We start from the raw sequence: 13,802 nt of genomic DNA, 5'->3' as shown, positions 1-13,802 counted from the left end.
CCATGCCCAAGGCCGCCGTCCTGGGAAGTCCGATTTCCCATTCCCTATCCCCAGTCCTTCACAATGCCGGCTACGCCGCGCTGGGTCTGGAGGACTGGGTGTACGAGAAGATTGAGGTCACGGACCTTCCTGCCTTTCTGAATGCGGCAGGGGAGGACTACCGCGGTTTCTCCGTCACCATGCCGCTGAAGTTCGATGCGTTGGCGTGCGCGGATAGTGTCTCCGAGCGCGCGCAGCTCATCGGCTCCGCTAACACGCTGGTCCGCACGGACGACGGCTGGCGCGCAGACAACACCGACACTGAGGGTGTGCTGGGCGCGCTCGAGGAGCTTGGCGTGGAGGGAGCCTCGGCGCTGCTCATCGGCGCCGGCGGTACGGCCCGACCAGTGCTGTGGGGCCTGGCGCAGCGCGGCGTGCGTACTGTCACCGTGCTCAACCGCTCCGACCGCGTGGCAGAGCTGCGCCCGCTGGCAAACGAGCTGGGCATCACGCTCAGCGCCGCGACGTTCTCGGATGATCTGGAACGCATCGCTCGGTCCGCCGACCTCATCGTGTCCACCGTGCCCTCTGCCGCACTGGATAGCTACGTGCCGCAGCTTGCCAAGGCGCCGGTCTTTGATGTCATCTACGACCCTTGGCCGACGCCGCTGACGAAGTACGCCGCTGCGGACGGTATGGCCACTGTGGGTGGCCACATCATGCTGGCGAACCAGGCTTACTCCCAGTTTGAGCAGTTCACCGGCCACGCCGCCCCGCGCGCGGAGATGCTCGCCGCTCTGCAGGCCACCGTGGGCGTGACGGGCTAAGCCGCCTCGTAGCCAGAGCCGAAGAGGTGGCCAATTCCGTCGCGCGCGGTGACCTGCGCGACGGTATACTCCGGCGTCATGGGGGTCTTAATTCTGGTGGCGTGGGGGTGCGCCCTATTTATTTTCGACGTGCGGTATAAGCGCCTGCCTAACGTGCTGACGCTTCCTGCTGCTGCCGTATCGTTGCTCTGGTTCAGCCCGGCCGGGCTGGTCTGGCCGGGACTGTACGTGGCGCTGGCGCTTGTCACGAAGACGGCAAGCGTGGGCGGCGGGGATGTAAAGCTCGCCGTGCCCCTCGGGATGCTCACCGCCCATGCCTTCGGGGTGATGGGGGTCCTCGGCGCGATGATGGGGGCGTCGCTCGGCACTGTGGCGTGGGGACTCATCACACGGGATAAAGCACCGCCGCACGGTCCGGGAATGCTGCTGGCCGCGGCGCTTGTAGTGATTTTTAGCCCCAACACGGTGTGATTGAGCACCTAGTGCGCACGAAAGCACATGTGGCGTGCGATAATTGTCCGCATGCTTCGTTGGACTACCGCAGGGGAGTCCCACGGTCAGGCGCTCATTGCACTGCTTGAGCACATGCCGGCCGGGGTTCCTATCTCTCAAAACGACATTGCCCTTCAGCTTTCCCGCCGCCGCCTAGGCTACGGCCGCGGCGCCCGCATGAAGTTTGAGGCTGACGATCTCACCCTGCTTAGCGGCATCCGTCACGGAAAGACTCTGGGCAGCCCCATCGCCATCATGATTGGCAATACCGAGTGGCCGAAGTGGACCACCATCATGTCGCCAGATGCAGTGGACGTGGAGGACCCAGAGGTAGCCAAGGCTATGGCCTCCGGCCGCGGCGCCGCGCTGACCCGCCCGCGCCCAGGCCACGCCGATTTCGCCGGAATGGTGAAGTTCGACCACTCTGAGGCCCGGCCGATTCTGGAGCGCTCTTCCGCGCGGGAGACGGCCGCGCGCGTCGCGGCAGCTACCGTGGCCCGCAACTTCCTTCGCGAAACCCTCGGCATCGAGGTGTTTTCCCACGTCATCTCCATCGGTGGCTCCGAGGCCTATGCGGGCCCGCAGCCTACCTTTGCGGCGCTGGAGGAAATTGACGCCTCCCCGGTCCGTGCCTTCGACAAGGCGGCTGAGGAGTCCATGATTTCTGAAATTGAAGCGGCGAAGAAGCAGGGCGATACGCTGGGCGGCATCGTCGAGGTCATCGTCGACGGCCTGCCGATTGGCCTGGGCTCCCACACCTCCGGCGAGGACCGGCTGGACGCACAGCTGGCCGCAGCGCTTATGGGCATCCAGGCCATCAAGGGCGTAGAAGTCGGCGACGGGTTCGCTGAAGCCCGCCGCCGTGGCAGCGAGGCCCACGATGAGATGGTGCGCACCGCTACCGGAGTGGAGCGCGAGAGCAACCGCGCCGGCGGCCTGGAAGGTGGTATGACCAACGGTCAGACGCTGCGCCTGCGTGCAGCGATGAAGCCGATCTCCACCGTGCCGCGTGCTTTGAAGACCGTGGACATGGCCACCGGCTCGGCGGCCACGGCCATCCACCAGCGCTCCGACGTGTGCGCCGTCCCGGCTGCAGGCGTCGTAGCGGAGGCCATGGTGGCCCTCGTACTCGCGCGCGCCGTGCTGGAAAAGTTCGGCGGCGACTCGGTGGCGGAGACCAAGCGCAATATCTCCTCCTACCAGGAGTATGTTGTGGACCGGCTGACGTGGGGTGAGGCATGAGCACTCCACACGTCGTTCTCGTCGGCCCTCCCGGGGCAGGCAAGTCCACCATCGGCCGCCGCCTGTCGCGCGCCCTGAACTGCCAACTGGTGGATACCGATGAGCTTCTGGAAATCCAGTACGGCAAGGCCTGCGGTGAGGTCTTTTCGGAGCTGGGGGAGCAGGCTTTCCGCGAGGCGGAGGCGGAGCAGGTCAAAGCGGCGCTCAGCACCGGTGGGGTGGTTAGCCTCGGTGGTGGCGCGGTGCTCACTGAGTCCACCCGCGCGCTGCTGGATTCCCTCACCGTGGTCTACCTCGAGGTAACCCCGGAGGAAGGTGTGGCCCGAACGCTGGGGGATGCCAACCGCCCGGTTCTGGACTCGGCCGATCCCTTCGCGCACTACGCCCAGCTCCTCGAGACGCGCCGCCCGCTCTACACGGAGGTCGCGGACCTCAAGGTGCGCACTGGCGTGCGCTCGCCGCAGCAGGTCGTGGGCGATATCCTGAGCTTCCTCGAAACTCTCTAAGGAGTAGCAGCAATGCGCACCATTTCCGTCAACGGGCCTGCACCCTACGAGGTCACCATCGGCCACGTCCTCAGCGCCCGCATTGTGGAGCACCTGGACGGCATCGGCGCCGGCAAGGTGGCCATCATTCACCAGCCGCCTCTGCGGAAGGCGGCGCAGGACTTGGCGTCCGCGCTCACGCGCGCGGGCGCGCAGTCCCACCTCCTGCAGGTGCCGGATGCTGAAGCAGCCAAGCAGCTCGACGTCCTTGCCGGGCTGTGGGACAGCCTGGGGCAGGCCGGCTTTAGCCGCCGCGACGCTGTGGTAGGCCTGGGTGGCGGGGCCGTGACCGATCTCGCCGGATTCGCGGCGGCGACCTGGATGCGGGGAATCCCGGTCATCCAGGCCCCCACCACGCTGCTGGCGATGGTGGATGCGGCCGTGGGAGGCAAGACCGGTATCAATACCTCCGCGGGAAAGAACCTGGTGGGCGCGTTCCACGAGCCCTCCGCGGTCTTTGTGGACCTGGAGCGCCTAGAGACTCTGCCGGCGGAAGAGATCGTCGCCGGGTCCGCGGAGATCATTAAGACGGGCTTCATTCATGACCCCGCCATTATCGAGCACTACCGCACTAGTCCAGCCGAATGCCTTGACCCAAAGGGTGTTCTTCCGGAGCTGATTGAGCGCTCCATTGCTGTGAAGGCCCACGTGGTGGGCCAGGATCTCAAGGAAGCAGGGCTGCGTGAAACCCTCAACTACGGCCACACCTTCGGCCACGCGGTGGAGCGCTGTGAAAATTACACCTGGCGCCACGGCCGCGCGGTTGCGGTCGGCATGATGTTCATTGCCCACCTGTCACACGCGCGCGGGCTGATCGACGATGCCCTGCTCGATATCCATCGTGACATCCTTACCTCGGTGGGACTGCCCACCACCTATGCGCCCGGGCACTTCGCCGAGCTGGTGGAGGGCATGCGCCACGATAAGAAGAACCGCGGCGGCCACATCCGCTTCGTGGCGCTGACCGGAATCGGTCAGACCACGCGCATCGAGGACGCCACGGACGCGGAGCTCAAGGCCGCCTACGCCGCGATATCTGATACGTCCGCTGCACATTAGGAGACTTCCATGACCATTCTTGTCCTCAACGGCCCCAACCTGAACCGCCTGGGAAAGCGTCAGCCGGACGTGTATGGCTCGGAGACCCTGGGGGACGTCGAGAAGCGCGTGCGTGACGCTGCCGGGGCCGAAGAGATCATTTTCTTTCAGTCCAACCACGAAGGCGAGCTCATTGAGCAGGTGCACCGCGCCGCCGACGCAGGGTGGCCCGTCATCATCAACCCTGGCGGGTTTACCCACACCTCCGTGGCGCTGCGGGACGCGCTGGCCGAGGTCGCAGACGGTGCCGGCTTCGTCGAGGTGCACCTGTCCAACGTGCATGCGCGCGAGCCCTTCCGGCACCACTCTTATCTCAGCCCCATCGCGCGCGGGGTCATCGCTGGTCTGGGAACTTATGGGTACGTCGCGGCACTGGGGTACTTCCTGGCCGATTAGTTATCATGGAGTATCGCCCAATTAGATAGGAGTGGTTCTTCATGGCTTTGGCCGATACTCGTTTTAGTAACCGCCGCCGCAAGCTCGCCTCCGAGCTCGCTGGGCAGCGCATCGACGCCGTTGTTGTCACACACCTGACGCACGTGCGCTACCTCTCCGGTTTTTCCGGTTCCAACGGCGGATTGCTGCTGCGCAAGGATCTCTCGGCGCTCATGGCTACCGATGGGCGCTACACCACCCAGATTGCGGAGGAAGTACCAGACCTCGAGGCTGTGCTCGGTCGCGACGTCGGCCCGCACCTTCTCAGCACGCTGGAGGGCGAGCTGCGCGTCGGCTATGAGGCCGACTACGTGAGCGTCTCGCAGCTGGAGCGCCTGAAAAAGGCCGCCCCGGACGGGGTGACGCTGGTGCCGGTCAGTGGCGTCATCGAGAAGATCCGCCTAGTGAAGGACCCGCTCGAGCTGGAGAAGCTCGAGGAGATTGCAGCCCTGGCCAACCAGGCGCTCACGGAGCTCGTGGAGGCAGGGGAGATTGCCGCTGGCCGCACAGAGCGTCAGGTCGCCGCCGACTTGGAGTACCGCATGCGCATGCTTGGCTCGGAGCGTGTGAGCTTCGATACCATCGTGGCCTCCGGCGAGAACTCCGCGAAGCCGCACCACGGCGCGGACGACCGCGAGCTGCGCGACGGCGACCTGGTCACCATCGACTTCGGCGCGCACCTGCGGGGTTTCAACTCCGACTGCACCCGTACCTTTGCCATCGGGAACGTCACTGACTTCGCGCGCGAGATTTACGACGTGGTCTTGCGGGCCCAGCTCGCTGGCGTCGAGGCATCCGTTCCGGGAGCTGCGCTTGTCGACGTTGACGCGGCCTGCCGCGACGTCATCACCGACGCCGGCTTTGGCGAGTACTTTGTGCACTCCACGGGCCACGGCATCGGCCTCGACGTCCACGAGGGGCCCTCGGCGGCCAAGACCGGCAAGGGAGAGCTGGCCGAAGGCATGACGCTGACCATCGAACCGGGCATCTACGTGCCCGGCAAGGGCGGCGTGCGCATCGAGGACAGCCTGATCATTACCTCCGGCGAGCCGAAGATTATCACCGCGTACCCGAAGGATCTTCAAGTCCTCTAGAAGCGGCCACCCCGGCATACCGAGCGCGGAGTGCGTACGGTATGCTTGGACACTGTTTTCATAGTTTCACCCTCAATTATTTCGGGAGAGTCATTTCATGGCAGATACCACTGACTTCAAGAACGGCCTCGTTCTGAAGATCGACAACAAGCTGCAGCAGATCGTTGAGTTCCAGCACGTTAAGCCGGGCAAGGGCCCTGCCTTCGTGCGTACCAAGCTCAAGGATGTGGTCTCCGGCAAGGTGACGGATAAGACCTTTAACGCTGGTGTCAAGGTGGAGACCGCCAACGTGGACCGCCGCGACATGACCTACCTGTACAACGATGGCCAGAACTACGTGGTCATGGATGACAAGACCTTCGAGCAGTACGAGCTGCCGTTCGAGAAGTTCGGCGAGGCCGGCAAGTTCCTGCTGGAGAACATGCGCGTGCAGGTTTCCTTCCACGACGGTGAGGCCCTCTTCGGCGAGCTGCCGATCTCCGTGGACCTCAAGGTCGAGCACACCGAGCCCGGCCTGCAGGGCGACCGCTCCAATGGCGGCACCAAGCCGGCTACCCTCGAGACCGGCGCCGAGATCCAGGTTCCGCTGTTCATCGAGATCGGCAACGTTCTCAAGATCGATACCCGCACCGGCGAGTACCTCTCCCGCGTCAACAACTAATATGACCCAGCCCGAGCCGAACTATAAGCGCCACACTGCGCGCTACCGTGCGCGCCGCCGCGCTGCTGACATCCTGTTCGAGGCGGAGTCGCGCGACGTCGATCCCGTGGCCATCGTGGAGGACCGTGTGGCGCTCGCGCGCGATCCGGAAAACGGTGTGGCCCCGATTGCGGAGTACACCCAGGACATCGTCTCTGGCGCCGCCGAGGAGCTGGACGCCATCGATGAGGCCATCGCGCGCTATCTCTCCGATGAGTGGTCGCTCGAGCGCATCCCCGCGGTGGACCGCGCCATCATGCGCGTATCCGTGTGGGAGATCCTCTTCAACGCGGATGTTCCGAACGCCACCGCACTGGTGGAGGGCGTGGAGCTGGCCTCGGAGTACTCCAACGACCAGGCAGCACCGTATATCCACGCAGTGCTGGATGACGTCATCCAGGTGCAGTCCGCCGATAGCCCCATGGCCGCGTCCACGGACGAGGCTGAGGCGGCGACTGACGCTGAGGCCGAGTAGAAGGCCGAGTAGGAGAGAGCGCCTACCGGTTGATACGACGAAAGTCCGGTCCTACCGTGATGATAGGGCCGGACTTTGTGCATCGTAGGGGGGGCACGCAGCCGAGCTTTGCTTGCTCTAGAACAGAGAGGACAGGAAGTCCTTGGTGCGCTGGTGCTGCGGGTTATCCAGAACCTGTTCGGGGGCGCCGGATTCCACCACGGTTCCGCCATCCATGAAGTAGATCTTGTCGGCCACCTCGCGGGCAAAGCCCATCTCGTGGGTGACCACGAGCATGGTCATGCCATCGGCCGCCAGCTCCTTCATAACGCGCAGCACCTCGCCAACGAGCTCGGGGTCGAGGGCGGAGGTGGGTTCGTCGAAAAGCATGAGCTTCGGGTCCATGGCCACCGCACGGGCGATGGCCACGCGCTGCTGCTGGCCGCCGGAGAGCTGGACCGGGTACGCATCCGCCTTGTGCGCCAGACCGACCTTCTCCAGCAGCTCCATCGCGCGCTGTTTCGCCTCCTCCGGCTTCTGTTTCTTGACCTGCACCGGTGCTTCGATGATGTTTTCTAGCACGGTGCGGTGGCTAAACAGATTGAACTGCTGGAAGACCATGCCGATGTCCTGGCGCTGGGCTGCAGCCTCCTTTTCGGAGATCTCGTACAGCACGCCGTCGCGTTCGCGGTAGCCGATGATCTCGCCGTCGATGTAGAGGCGCCCGGCAGTAACCTTCTCCAAGTGGTTGCAGCAGCGCAGGAACGTGGACTTGCCGGAGCCTGACGGGCCGAGGAGGCACGCCACCTCGCCCGGCATGACGGTGATGTCGATGCCCTTGAGCACTTCCAGTTGCCCGAAGGACTTGTGCACGTTCTGCGCGGAAATCATGGGAGTAGCCATTAGTTCTTAACCTCCGGGATGACGGAAACGTTGCGGGGGATGGTGCCTTCGGCATCGGCCAGCGCAGCAAGCTGGCGGCCGGTGAGCTCGCGCGTGGCACCGCGCTCGAAGCGGCGCTCCAAGAAGTACTGGGCCACCATGAGCAATGACGTGATGGCCAGGTACCAGGTAGCGGCAACCATAAGCAGGGGAATGGGCTCGAAGAGCGCGGCGGAAATGTCGGTGGCGCGGCCGAAGATCTCGGCGGTGTAGGGAATGGCCACCACCAAGGAGGAGGTCTTGAGAAGGGAGATGAACTCGTTGCCGGTGGGCGGGATGATGATGCGCATGGCCTGTGGAAGGACCGTGCGGCGCATGGTCATCCACCAGCCCATGCCTAGCGCCTTACACGCCTCCTTCTGGCCCTCCGGGACTGACGAGATTCCGGATCTCACGATTTCTGCCATGTACGCCGCCTCGTTGAGGCCCAAGCCGAGCACGGACAGGAGGAAGGCGTTGGTGAGGACCTCGGTCAGGGAAATCTCCGTAAAGCCCAGGTTGATGGACTGGTACAGGGCGGAGAGCAGGCCCCAGAACACCAGCTGCACGTAGATTGGGGTGCCGCGGAAGAGCCAGAGGAACAGCCAGGCTACGCCGCCGAGCACCGGGTTGGGGGACATGCGCATCACCGCGAGCGCGGCGCCGCCGATGACGCCGATGATCATCGCCAGAATCGTAATCGCGATGGTGTGCAGCGCGGCGGTGGCGATGCGGGTATCGAAGAGGTACTGCGCATAGGTGCCCCAGCCGAAGGCCTCGTTGCGGGCGGAGGCAATGATGAACCAGAGGCCCAGCAGCACGAGCACCGTGGCGAAGACCCAGCGCCACGGGTGGCGCAGCGGGCGGGCCTCAATCTTGGGCGGGGTCTCGGCTGACGGGGCGGACGCCGGCCGGGCCGGTGACGGATGTGCTGAGTTAGTCATTGATCGGCCTTTCATTAATCATTGCGTGTTCGACGTGTCCTTCCTCGACGCCCCAGGCGCTCATGATCCGGGCGTATTCCCCGGTGTCGATGAGGTGCTGGAAGGCGGCGGCGACTGCCTTGCCCAGGTCCGAATCCTTCGGCACGGCGAAGCCGTACGGGCTGGCCTCAAACATCTCGCCGACCATCTTCATGCGGCCGTCGGAACGGTTGACCGCCCAGGAGGAGACGGGGGAGTCGGCGGACAGCGCGTCCGCGCGGCCCATGAGGACGGCGAGCGCCGCATTGTCGTTGGTGTCGTAGGAGAGGATGGTGAGGTCGCCGCCGCAGGCTTCCTGCTTTGGGCGCAGGTCGTCGGTCTCGGAGACCGTGGTGCGCTGTACCGCGACGGTGAGGCCGCACGGATGAGAGGGGTCGACGTCCCGGGGGCCTTCGGCAAGCGCGGCCCACTGGATGCCGGCGTAGAAAGTATCGACAAAATCGAAATTCTCCCGGCGGTCCGGAGTGTCCGTGAAGCCGGAACCGCCGATATCCACCTGCCCGGACTGCACGGCCGGGAGGATCATGGAAAAGTCCTGCTCCACCGGCCTAAATTCGAGTCCCAGGACCTCCGCGACAGCGTGGGCGAGATCCATCTCGAGGCCAATGAGCGCGCCGTCGGAATCCTTAAACTGAAAGGGCGCGAAGGGGGGGATTGGTACCCACGGTAAGAACCCCATCGGCGTCCTGATACATCGCGGCGATGTCGGGAACCTCGTCCACGTCGGGCGCGGCCCAACCTTCCGGCAGGGCCGGTTCCTCGTTGGTGACGCAGCCAGACAGGCCGCTGGCACCAAGTATTGCCGCTGCGCTGAGGACGGCTGTGAGCTTCTTCATTGTTCAACCTTCTCTTGAACCTTCTCGTAGGTCGCCGCCTTCCGTGCGTCCGCCACGATGAACGCGGCAACGATGATCCCGCCCAAGACAATCATGAGCAGGATGAGCGGGGTGGAGGCGTCCTGGTCCGCGCCCCAGGGCCACAGTGCGCGCAGCGAGCCCAGCATGAAGCCGCCCATGGCAGCCAAGGTGGGATCGCGGTGGGTGTCCAGCAGGTAGTTGAGCACCTTGACAAAGGCGGCCAAGCCGCACAGGGCGCCGAGTGCGAACACACCAATGACGGCGAAGTTTCGCTCCGATACCGCCCCGATGATCGGCTGGTACAGGCCCATGGTCAGCAGCATGAGGGAGCCGGACACGCCCGGCAGCACCAGGGCGCAGATGGCGATCATGGCGGCCAAGAAGATGACGATGTAGCTGGGGTTATCCACCGGATCTGAGGTGTAACCGGTGACAAAGAAGATGGCGATAGCGGCCACCACGAAGGAGATGATGGCGGACGGAGAGGTCCGGCGAGACAGCATGCTCAGCGGCACGATGATGGACACCAAGACCATGCCCAGGAAGAGACCGCTGGACAGCGAGACCTGGTTCTCCACAAAGCTGTGCAGCAGGCTGGAGAAGCCGAATACAGCGAGGAACATGCCCACTGCGACGGAGATGAGGAAGCCCCATTCCACCTTCTTGAAGCGGCCGGAGATGAGGTCGTTGGCGTTGTGGAGGGCGCGTTCGTAGATACCGACGATCAGCGCGACCGTGCCGCCGGAAATGCCCGGGACGAGCTCGGCCATGCCAATGAGGGCGCCGCGGATGGCGTTGAGAAAATAGTGCATAAACCGAAATTAGCGATGATGTGCTCCGCGGTGGGGGTGCCGTGCCGAGGAGACGGGGTGAGCAGATGACTTCTTATTCTCTCACCAGCCGCCAGGCTTATGCAAACTATTCAGTTCGTGGAAGGTTATACGCTTCCCGTGTTGGGGGGACTACATGGGCAGGCGCTTGGCCACCTCGGCGTAGATGGCCCCGAGGACGGCGAAGGCGGCAAAACCGATCAGCGCATCCAGCATCACTGCGTAGAAGTTGTTGAGCTGCGGGTTATCGGAGGACGCGGCGGCGTCGTGTACTTCCTTGATGTAGGAGGAGCCTTCCAGCTTGGAGGAGGCCTCCTGGCTGTTGCTCGACTGCGGCTCGGCGGCGGTGGCAACGGCAGCGGTGCCGCCCAGGGTAAGGGCGAGGGACGTGCTCAGTGCGATAAGGGTGCGACGCATGGGGGTAGGGTTCCTTTCCGTCATATACGTAAAGCACCCCACAGCCTCTCAAGCTGTGGGGTGACATTGTGCCCCTGGTGAGACTCGAACTCACACTACACGGGTTTTGAATCCGTTGCCTCTGCCAATTGGGCTACAGGGGCGCACTGGATGAAATAGTAGCGCAGGCGCATGGCCGGAACCTAATTGCCCCGCCTATCTGCCACACCCAGGGCGGGCTGTGGCGGGTGAGCGGACGCGTTAGGATGGGCCGGGTGACTACTTCTTTGCCCCGACTCTTGCTTATCGACGGCCACTCGATGGCCTTCCGTGCATTTTATGCACTGCCTGCTGAGAACTTCTCCACCTCGGGCGGTCAGCACACCAACGCCGTCTACGGCTTCCTTTCTATGCTGTCCAACATCCTGGCTGAGGAGCAGCCGGATTTCGTGGCAGTGGCGTTCGACGTGGGCCGCAAAACCTTCCGCACGGAGATGTTCCCCGAGTACAAGGCGCAGCGTGAAGCAGCACCCGAGGAGTTCCGCGGCCAGGTCGAGCTCATTCGTGAGGTCTTGGGAACCCTGGGTATTACGACGTTGTCGCGCGAAAACTTCGAGGCCGACGACATCGTGGCCACGTTGTCCACGCAGGCGGGCAACGACTTTGAGACGCTTCTGGTCACGGGTGACCGCGACTACCTGCAGCTGGTGAACGACACCACGACGGTGCTCTATCCCATGCGTGGCGTGTCGACCCTGCACCGCTTTACGCCGGCCGCCGTGGAGGAGAAGTACGGTCTGACCCCGCAGCAGTATCCAGACTTTGCGGCGCTGCGCGGCGACCCGTCAGACAACCTTCCCTCCGTTCCGAAGGTGGGGGAGAAGACTGCCACCAAGTGGATTACCCAGTACGGTTCCCTCGACGGGCTCATCGAGCACGCAGAGGAGATCAAGGGCGTGGCGGGCCAGAACTTCCGTGACCGCATTGAGCAGGTCAAGCTCAACCGCCAGCTCACGCAGATGATTACGGACATGGACTTGGAGGTTGGACCTGCGGATCTGGCCTTCCAGGGCGCGGTGGCCAGCGAGGTGGCCGCGCGATTCGATGAGCTGGAATTCGGCACCAACCTGCGCGAGCGTGTGCTCAAGGCGGTTCCGCACGACGCGGACGCAGAGGCCGATGCCGCCGAGAAGGCGCCTGAGGTGTCCGTGACCATCACCGACCAGCCGCTGGCGGAGTGGCTGCAGGGCGACGGCGACGGTGCTGCGCGCGAGCACGTTGCGGTCTTCGTGCAGGGCGATGGCACTCCGGGTGCGGGCGATGCGTCGGCGCTGGCGCTTGTCGACGCCTCCTTTGAGGGCCTCCAAGTCGAATTGGCCGATCTCAGTGCGGAGGACGATGCCGCCTTGGCGGCGTGGCTGTCCTCCGACGCGCCAAAGTACTTCCACGAGGCCAAGGCGGCGTTCCATATGCTGGCCGGCCGCGGCGTGGAACTTGCCGGCATCGCGCACGACACGGCCATCGCGGCGTACCTGCTGCGCCCCGGCCAGCGCACCTACGAACTGAGCGACGTGTACCAGCGCCACCTGCAGAAGTCCTTGGGCCAGGCCAGCGAGCAGTTGTCCATCCTGGATGACAACCCGCTGGTGGACCAGGCCGGCGCCATCATGGAGCTGGCCGCGGAGCTGACTAAGCAGCTACAGGACATCGATTCCTTTGAGCTCTACGCCGACTTGGAACTGCCGCTGGTGACGATCCTGGCGCGCATGGAGGCCACCGGCATCGCCGTGGACAAGGACGTCCTGGAAACCCAGCGCGACGCCTTCATTGAGCAGGTCAACGAGCAGGAGCGCGCTGCCCGCGAGCTGGCGGGCGATGATTCCCTCAACCTGAACTCGCCCAAGCAGCTGCAGGCCGTGCTTTTCGATACGTTCGACATGCCGAAGACGAAGAAGACCAAGACCGGCTACTCCACGGCGGCGAAGGAAATTGAGCAGTTGGCGGCCAGCCACCCGCACCCCTTCCTGGACCACCTTCTCGCGCACCGCGAGTACCAGAAGATGAAGACCACGCTGGAGGGGCTCATCAAGACCATCCAGCCGGACGGGCGCATCCACACCACCTTTAACCAAACGGTGGCCTCGACGGGCCGCCTCTCGTCGGCGGACCCGAACCTGCAGAACATCCCGGTGCGCACCGAGTCCGGGCGCCAGATCCGGTCGGCCTTCCACGTGGGCGAGGGCTTCGAGACTCTCATCACCGCCGACTACTCCCAGATCGAGATGCGCGTAATGGCGCATCTCTCGGAAGACCCGGGCCTGATTGAGGCCTACCGTGAGGGCGAGGACCTGCACAACTACGTTGGTTCCCGTGTCTTCGACGTCCCCGTCGATGAGGTGACCCCGGAGCTGCGCCGCCGCGTTAAGGCGATGTCTTACGGATTGGTCTACGGCCTGTCTGCCTACGGCCTGTCGCAGCAGCTGGGCATTCCGGCGGGCGAAGCCAAGCAGATCATGGAGAGCTACTTCGAGCGCTTCGGCGGGGTGAAGCGCTACCTCGACGAGGTCGTCGTCCAGGCCCGCAAGGATGGCTACACCTCGACGCTCTTTGGCCGGCGCCGCTACCTGCCGGAGCTTAATTCCGACAACCGCGTGGCGAGGGAGAACGCGGAGCGCGCCGCCCTCAACGCACCTATTCAGGGCACGGCGGCGGACATTATTAAGGTGGCGATGGTGCGCGTGGACGCCGCCCTGAAGGGCATGTCCTCGCGCGTGCTGCTGCAGGTCCACGACGAACTCGTGGTGGAGGTCGCCCCGGGCGAGGCCGAGCAGGTGCACGGCATCCTCGAGCGCGAGATGGACAAGGCTATCGAGTTGACTGTGCCGCTGGAGGTCTCCGTGGGCCAGGGCGAAAACTGGGACGCGGCCGCCCACTAAAGGCCCAACGGCC

14 protein-coding genes, 1 tRNA gene and 1 pseudogene are annotated in these 13,802 nt (G+C 64.4%); 10 read left to right on the top strand and 6 right to left on the bottom strand.

Features of this window, described 5'->3' with window-relative positions; genetic code table 11:
* The first annotated feature begins 2 nt into the window (after positions 1–2).
* The 9 genes from ACKFR8_RS03335 to nusB all read left to right on the top strand — a co-directional run bounded on the left by ACKFR8_RS03335 (position 3) and on the right by nusB (position 6,887).
* Positions 3–806, top strand: coding sequence for a shikimate dehydrogenase (locus ACKFR8_RS03335; protein ID WP_296133678.1), 804 nt, complete (start codon positions 3–5; stop codon positions 804–806).
* Positions 807–884: 78 nt separating this feature from the next.
* On the top strand, positions 885–1,277 hold the full coding sequence (locus tag ACKFR8_RS03330) for a prepilin peptidase (RefSeq protein ID WP_296133679.1): 393 nt from the start codon (positions 885–887) through the stop codon (positions 1,275–1,277).
* A gap of 51 nt (positions 1,278–1,328) precedes the next feature.
* A complete protein-coding gene (aroC, locus tag ACKFR8_RS03325; protein WP_296133681.1) occupies positions 1,329–2,540 on the top strand; it encodes a chorismate synthase in 1,212 nt (403 codons plus the stop codon).
* Positions 2,537–3,046, top strand: a complete 510-nt coding sequence (locus tag ACKFR8_RS03320; protein WP_296133683.1) for a shikimate kinase — start codon at positions 2,537–2,539, stop codon at positions 3,044–3,046. Before aroC ends, ACKFR8_RS03320 begins: the two co-directional genes overlap by 4 nt.
* Positions 3,047–3,058: 12 nt before the next feature.
* Entirely contained in the window at positions 3,059–4,144 is a 1,086-nt protein-coding gene (gene aroB / locus ACKFR8_RS03315; protein WP_296133685.1) for a 3-dehydroquinate synthase, read from the top strand.
* Between the two features lie 9 nt (positions 4,145–4,153).
* Complete coding sequence (aroQ, locus tag ACKFR8_RS03310) at positions 4,154–4,579, top strand: type II 3-dehydroquinate dehydratase (protein ID WP_296133686.1); 426 nt, start codon at positions 4,154–4,156, stop codon at positions 4,577–4,579.
* Positions 4,580–4,620: 41 nt separating this feature from the next.
* Positions 4,621–5,712, top strand: coding sequence for a M24 family metallopeptidase (locus tag ACKFR8_RS03305; protein WP_408930571.1), 1,092 nt, complete (start codon positions 4,621–4,623; stop codon positions 5,710–5,712).
* A 97-nt stretch (positions 5,713–5,809) separates the two neighbouring features.
* Complete coding sequence (gene efp, locus ACKFR8_RS03300; protein ID WP_296133690.1) at positions 5,810–6,373, top strand: elongation factor P; 564 nt, start codon at positions 5,810–5,812, stop codon at positions 6,371–6,373.
* A 1-nt stretch (position 6,374) separates the two neighbouring features.
* Positions 6,375–6,887 carry a transcription antitermination factor NusB gene (gene nusB, locus ACKFR8_RS03295; protein ID WP_408930570.1) on the top strand — a complete coding sequence of 171 codons (513 nt, stop codon included), beginning with the start codon at positions 6,375–6,377 and terminating at the stop codon, positions 6,885–6,887.
* 117 nt (positions 6,888–7,004) lie between these two features.
* Here the strand turns inward: nusB and ACKFR8_RS03290 are convergent, their stop codons facing one another.
* From ACKFR8_RS03290 to ACKFR8_RS03265, 6 genes and pseudogenes are all read right to left on the bottom strand, one after another.
* A complete protein-coding gene (locus ACKFR8_RS03290; protein WP_408930569.1) occupies positions 7,005–7,769 on the bottom strand; it encodes an amino acid ABC transporter ATP-binding protein in 765 nt (254 codons plus the stop codon).
* Positions 7,769–8,731, bottom strand: a complete 963-nt coding sequence (locus ACKFR8_RS03285; RefSeq protein WP_306507360.1) for an amino acid ABC transporter permease — start codon at positions 8,729–8,731, stop codon at positions 7,769–7,771. The genes ACKFR8_RS03290 and ACKFR8_RS03285 overlap by 1 nt, the downstream gene beginning before the upstream one ends.
* A pseudogene (locus ACKFR8_RS03280) lies at positions 8,724–9,606 on the bottom strand (ABC transporter substrate-binding protein). The gene ACKFR8_RS03285 and the pseudogene ACKFR8_RS03280 overlap by 8 nt, the downstream one beginning before the upstream one ends.
* Positions 9,603–10,439 (bottom strand): DUF368 domain-containing protein, encoded by an 837-nt coding sequence (locus ACKFR8_RS03275; RefSeq protein WP_306507359.1) that lies wholly within the window; start codon positions 10,437–10,439, stop codon positions 9,603–9,605. Before ACKFR8_RS03275 ends, ACKFR8_RS03280 begins: the two are co-directional and overlap by 4 nt.
* A gap of 150 nt (positions 10,440–10,589) precedes the next feature.
* Complete coding sequence (locus ACKFR8_RS03270) at positions 10,590–10,874, bottom strand: hypothetical protein (protein WP_296133699.1); 285 nt, start codon at positions 10,872–10,874, stop codon at positions 10,590–10,592.
* A 69-nt stretch (positions 10,875–10,943) separates the two neighbouring features.
* Positions 10,944–11,017, bottom strand: a tRNA-Leu gene (locus tag ACKFR8_RS03265).
* Between the two features lie 102 nt (positions 11,018–11,119).
* Between ACKFR8_RS03265 and polA the strand changes: the two genes are divergently transcribed.
* A complete protein-coding gene (gene polA / locus ACKFR8_RS03260; RefSeq protein WP_408930973.1) occupies positions 11,120–13,789 on the top strand; it encodes a DNA polymerase I in 2,670 nt (889 codons plus the stop codon).
* Positions 13,790–13,802 lie beyond the last annotated feature (13 nt).

Origin of the sequence: Corynebacterium axilliensis (assembly GCF_046097495.1) — a bacterium.
Taxonomy (GTDB): domain Bacteria; phylum Actinomycetota; class Actinomycetes; order Mycobacteriales; family Mycobacteriaceae; genus Corynebacterium.
This window is presented reverse-complemented; position numbering and strand designations above follow the sequence as displayed.

What these genes read in the sequence shown, in the direction of transcription:
- ACKFR8_RS03335 (WP_296133678.1), top strand. Translation starts at nt 3, where the DNA reads ATGCCCAAGGCCGCCGTCCTGGGAAGTCCGATTTCCCATTCCCTATCC.
- ACKFR8_RS03330 (WP_296133679.1), top strand. Translation starts at nt 885, where the DNA reads ATGGGGGTCTTAATTCTGGTGGCGTGGGGGTGCGCCCTATTTATTTTC.
- aroC (WP_296133681.1), top strand. Translation starts at nt 1,329, where the DNA reads ATGCTTCGTTGGACTACCGCAGGGGAGTCCCACGGTCAGGCGCTCATT.
- ACKFR8_RS03320 (WP_296133683.1), top strand. Translation starts at nt 2,537, where the DNA reads ATGAGCACTCCACACGTCGTTCTCGTCGGCCCTCCCGGGGCAGGCAAG.
- aroB (WP_296133685.1), top strand. Translation starts at nt 3,059, where the DNA reads ATGCGCACCATTTCCGTCAACGGGCCTGCACCCTACGAGGTCACCATC.
- aroQ (WP_296133686.1), top strand. Translation starts at nt 4,154, where the DNA reads ATGACCATTCTTGTCCTCAACGGCCCCAACCTGAACCGCCTGGGAAAG.
- ACKFR8_RS03305 (WP_408930571.1), top strand. Translation starts at nt 4,621, where the DNA reads ATGGCTTTGGCCGATACTCGTTTTAGTAACCGCCGCCGCAAGCTCGCC.
- efp (WP_296133690.1), top strand. Translation starts at nt 5,810, where the DNA reads ATGGCAGATACCACTGACTTCAAGAACGGCCTCGTTCTGAAGATCGAC.
- nusB (WP_408930570.1), top strand. Translation starts at nt 6,375, where the DNA reads ATGACCCAGCCCGAGCCGAACTATAAGCGCCACACTGCGCGCTACCGT.
- ACKFR8_RS03290 (WP_408930569.1), bottom strand. Translation starts at nt 7,769, where the DNA reads ATGGCTACTCCCATGATTTCCGCGCAGAACGTGCACAAGTCCTTCGGG.
- ACKFR8_RS03285 (WP_306507360.1), bottom strand. Translation starts at nt 8,731, where the DNA reads ATGACTAACTCAGCACATCCGTCACCGGCCCGGCCGGCGTCCGCCCCG.
- ACKFR8_RS03275 (WP_306507359.1), bottom strand. Translation starts at nt 10,439, where the DNA reads ATGCACTATTTTCTCAACGCCATCCGCGGCGCCCTCATTGGCATGGCC.
- ACKFR8_RS03270 (WP_296133699.1), bottom strand. Translation starts at nt 10,874, where the DNA reads ATGCGTCGCACCCTTATCGCACTGAGCACGTCCCTCGCCCTTACCCTG.
- polA (WP_408930973.1), top strand. Translation starts at nt 11,120, where the DNA reads ATGGGCCGGGTGACTACTTCTTTGCCCCGACTCTTGCTTATCGACGGC.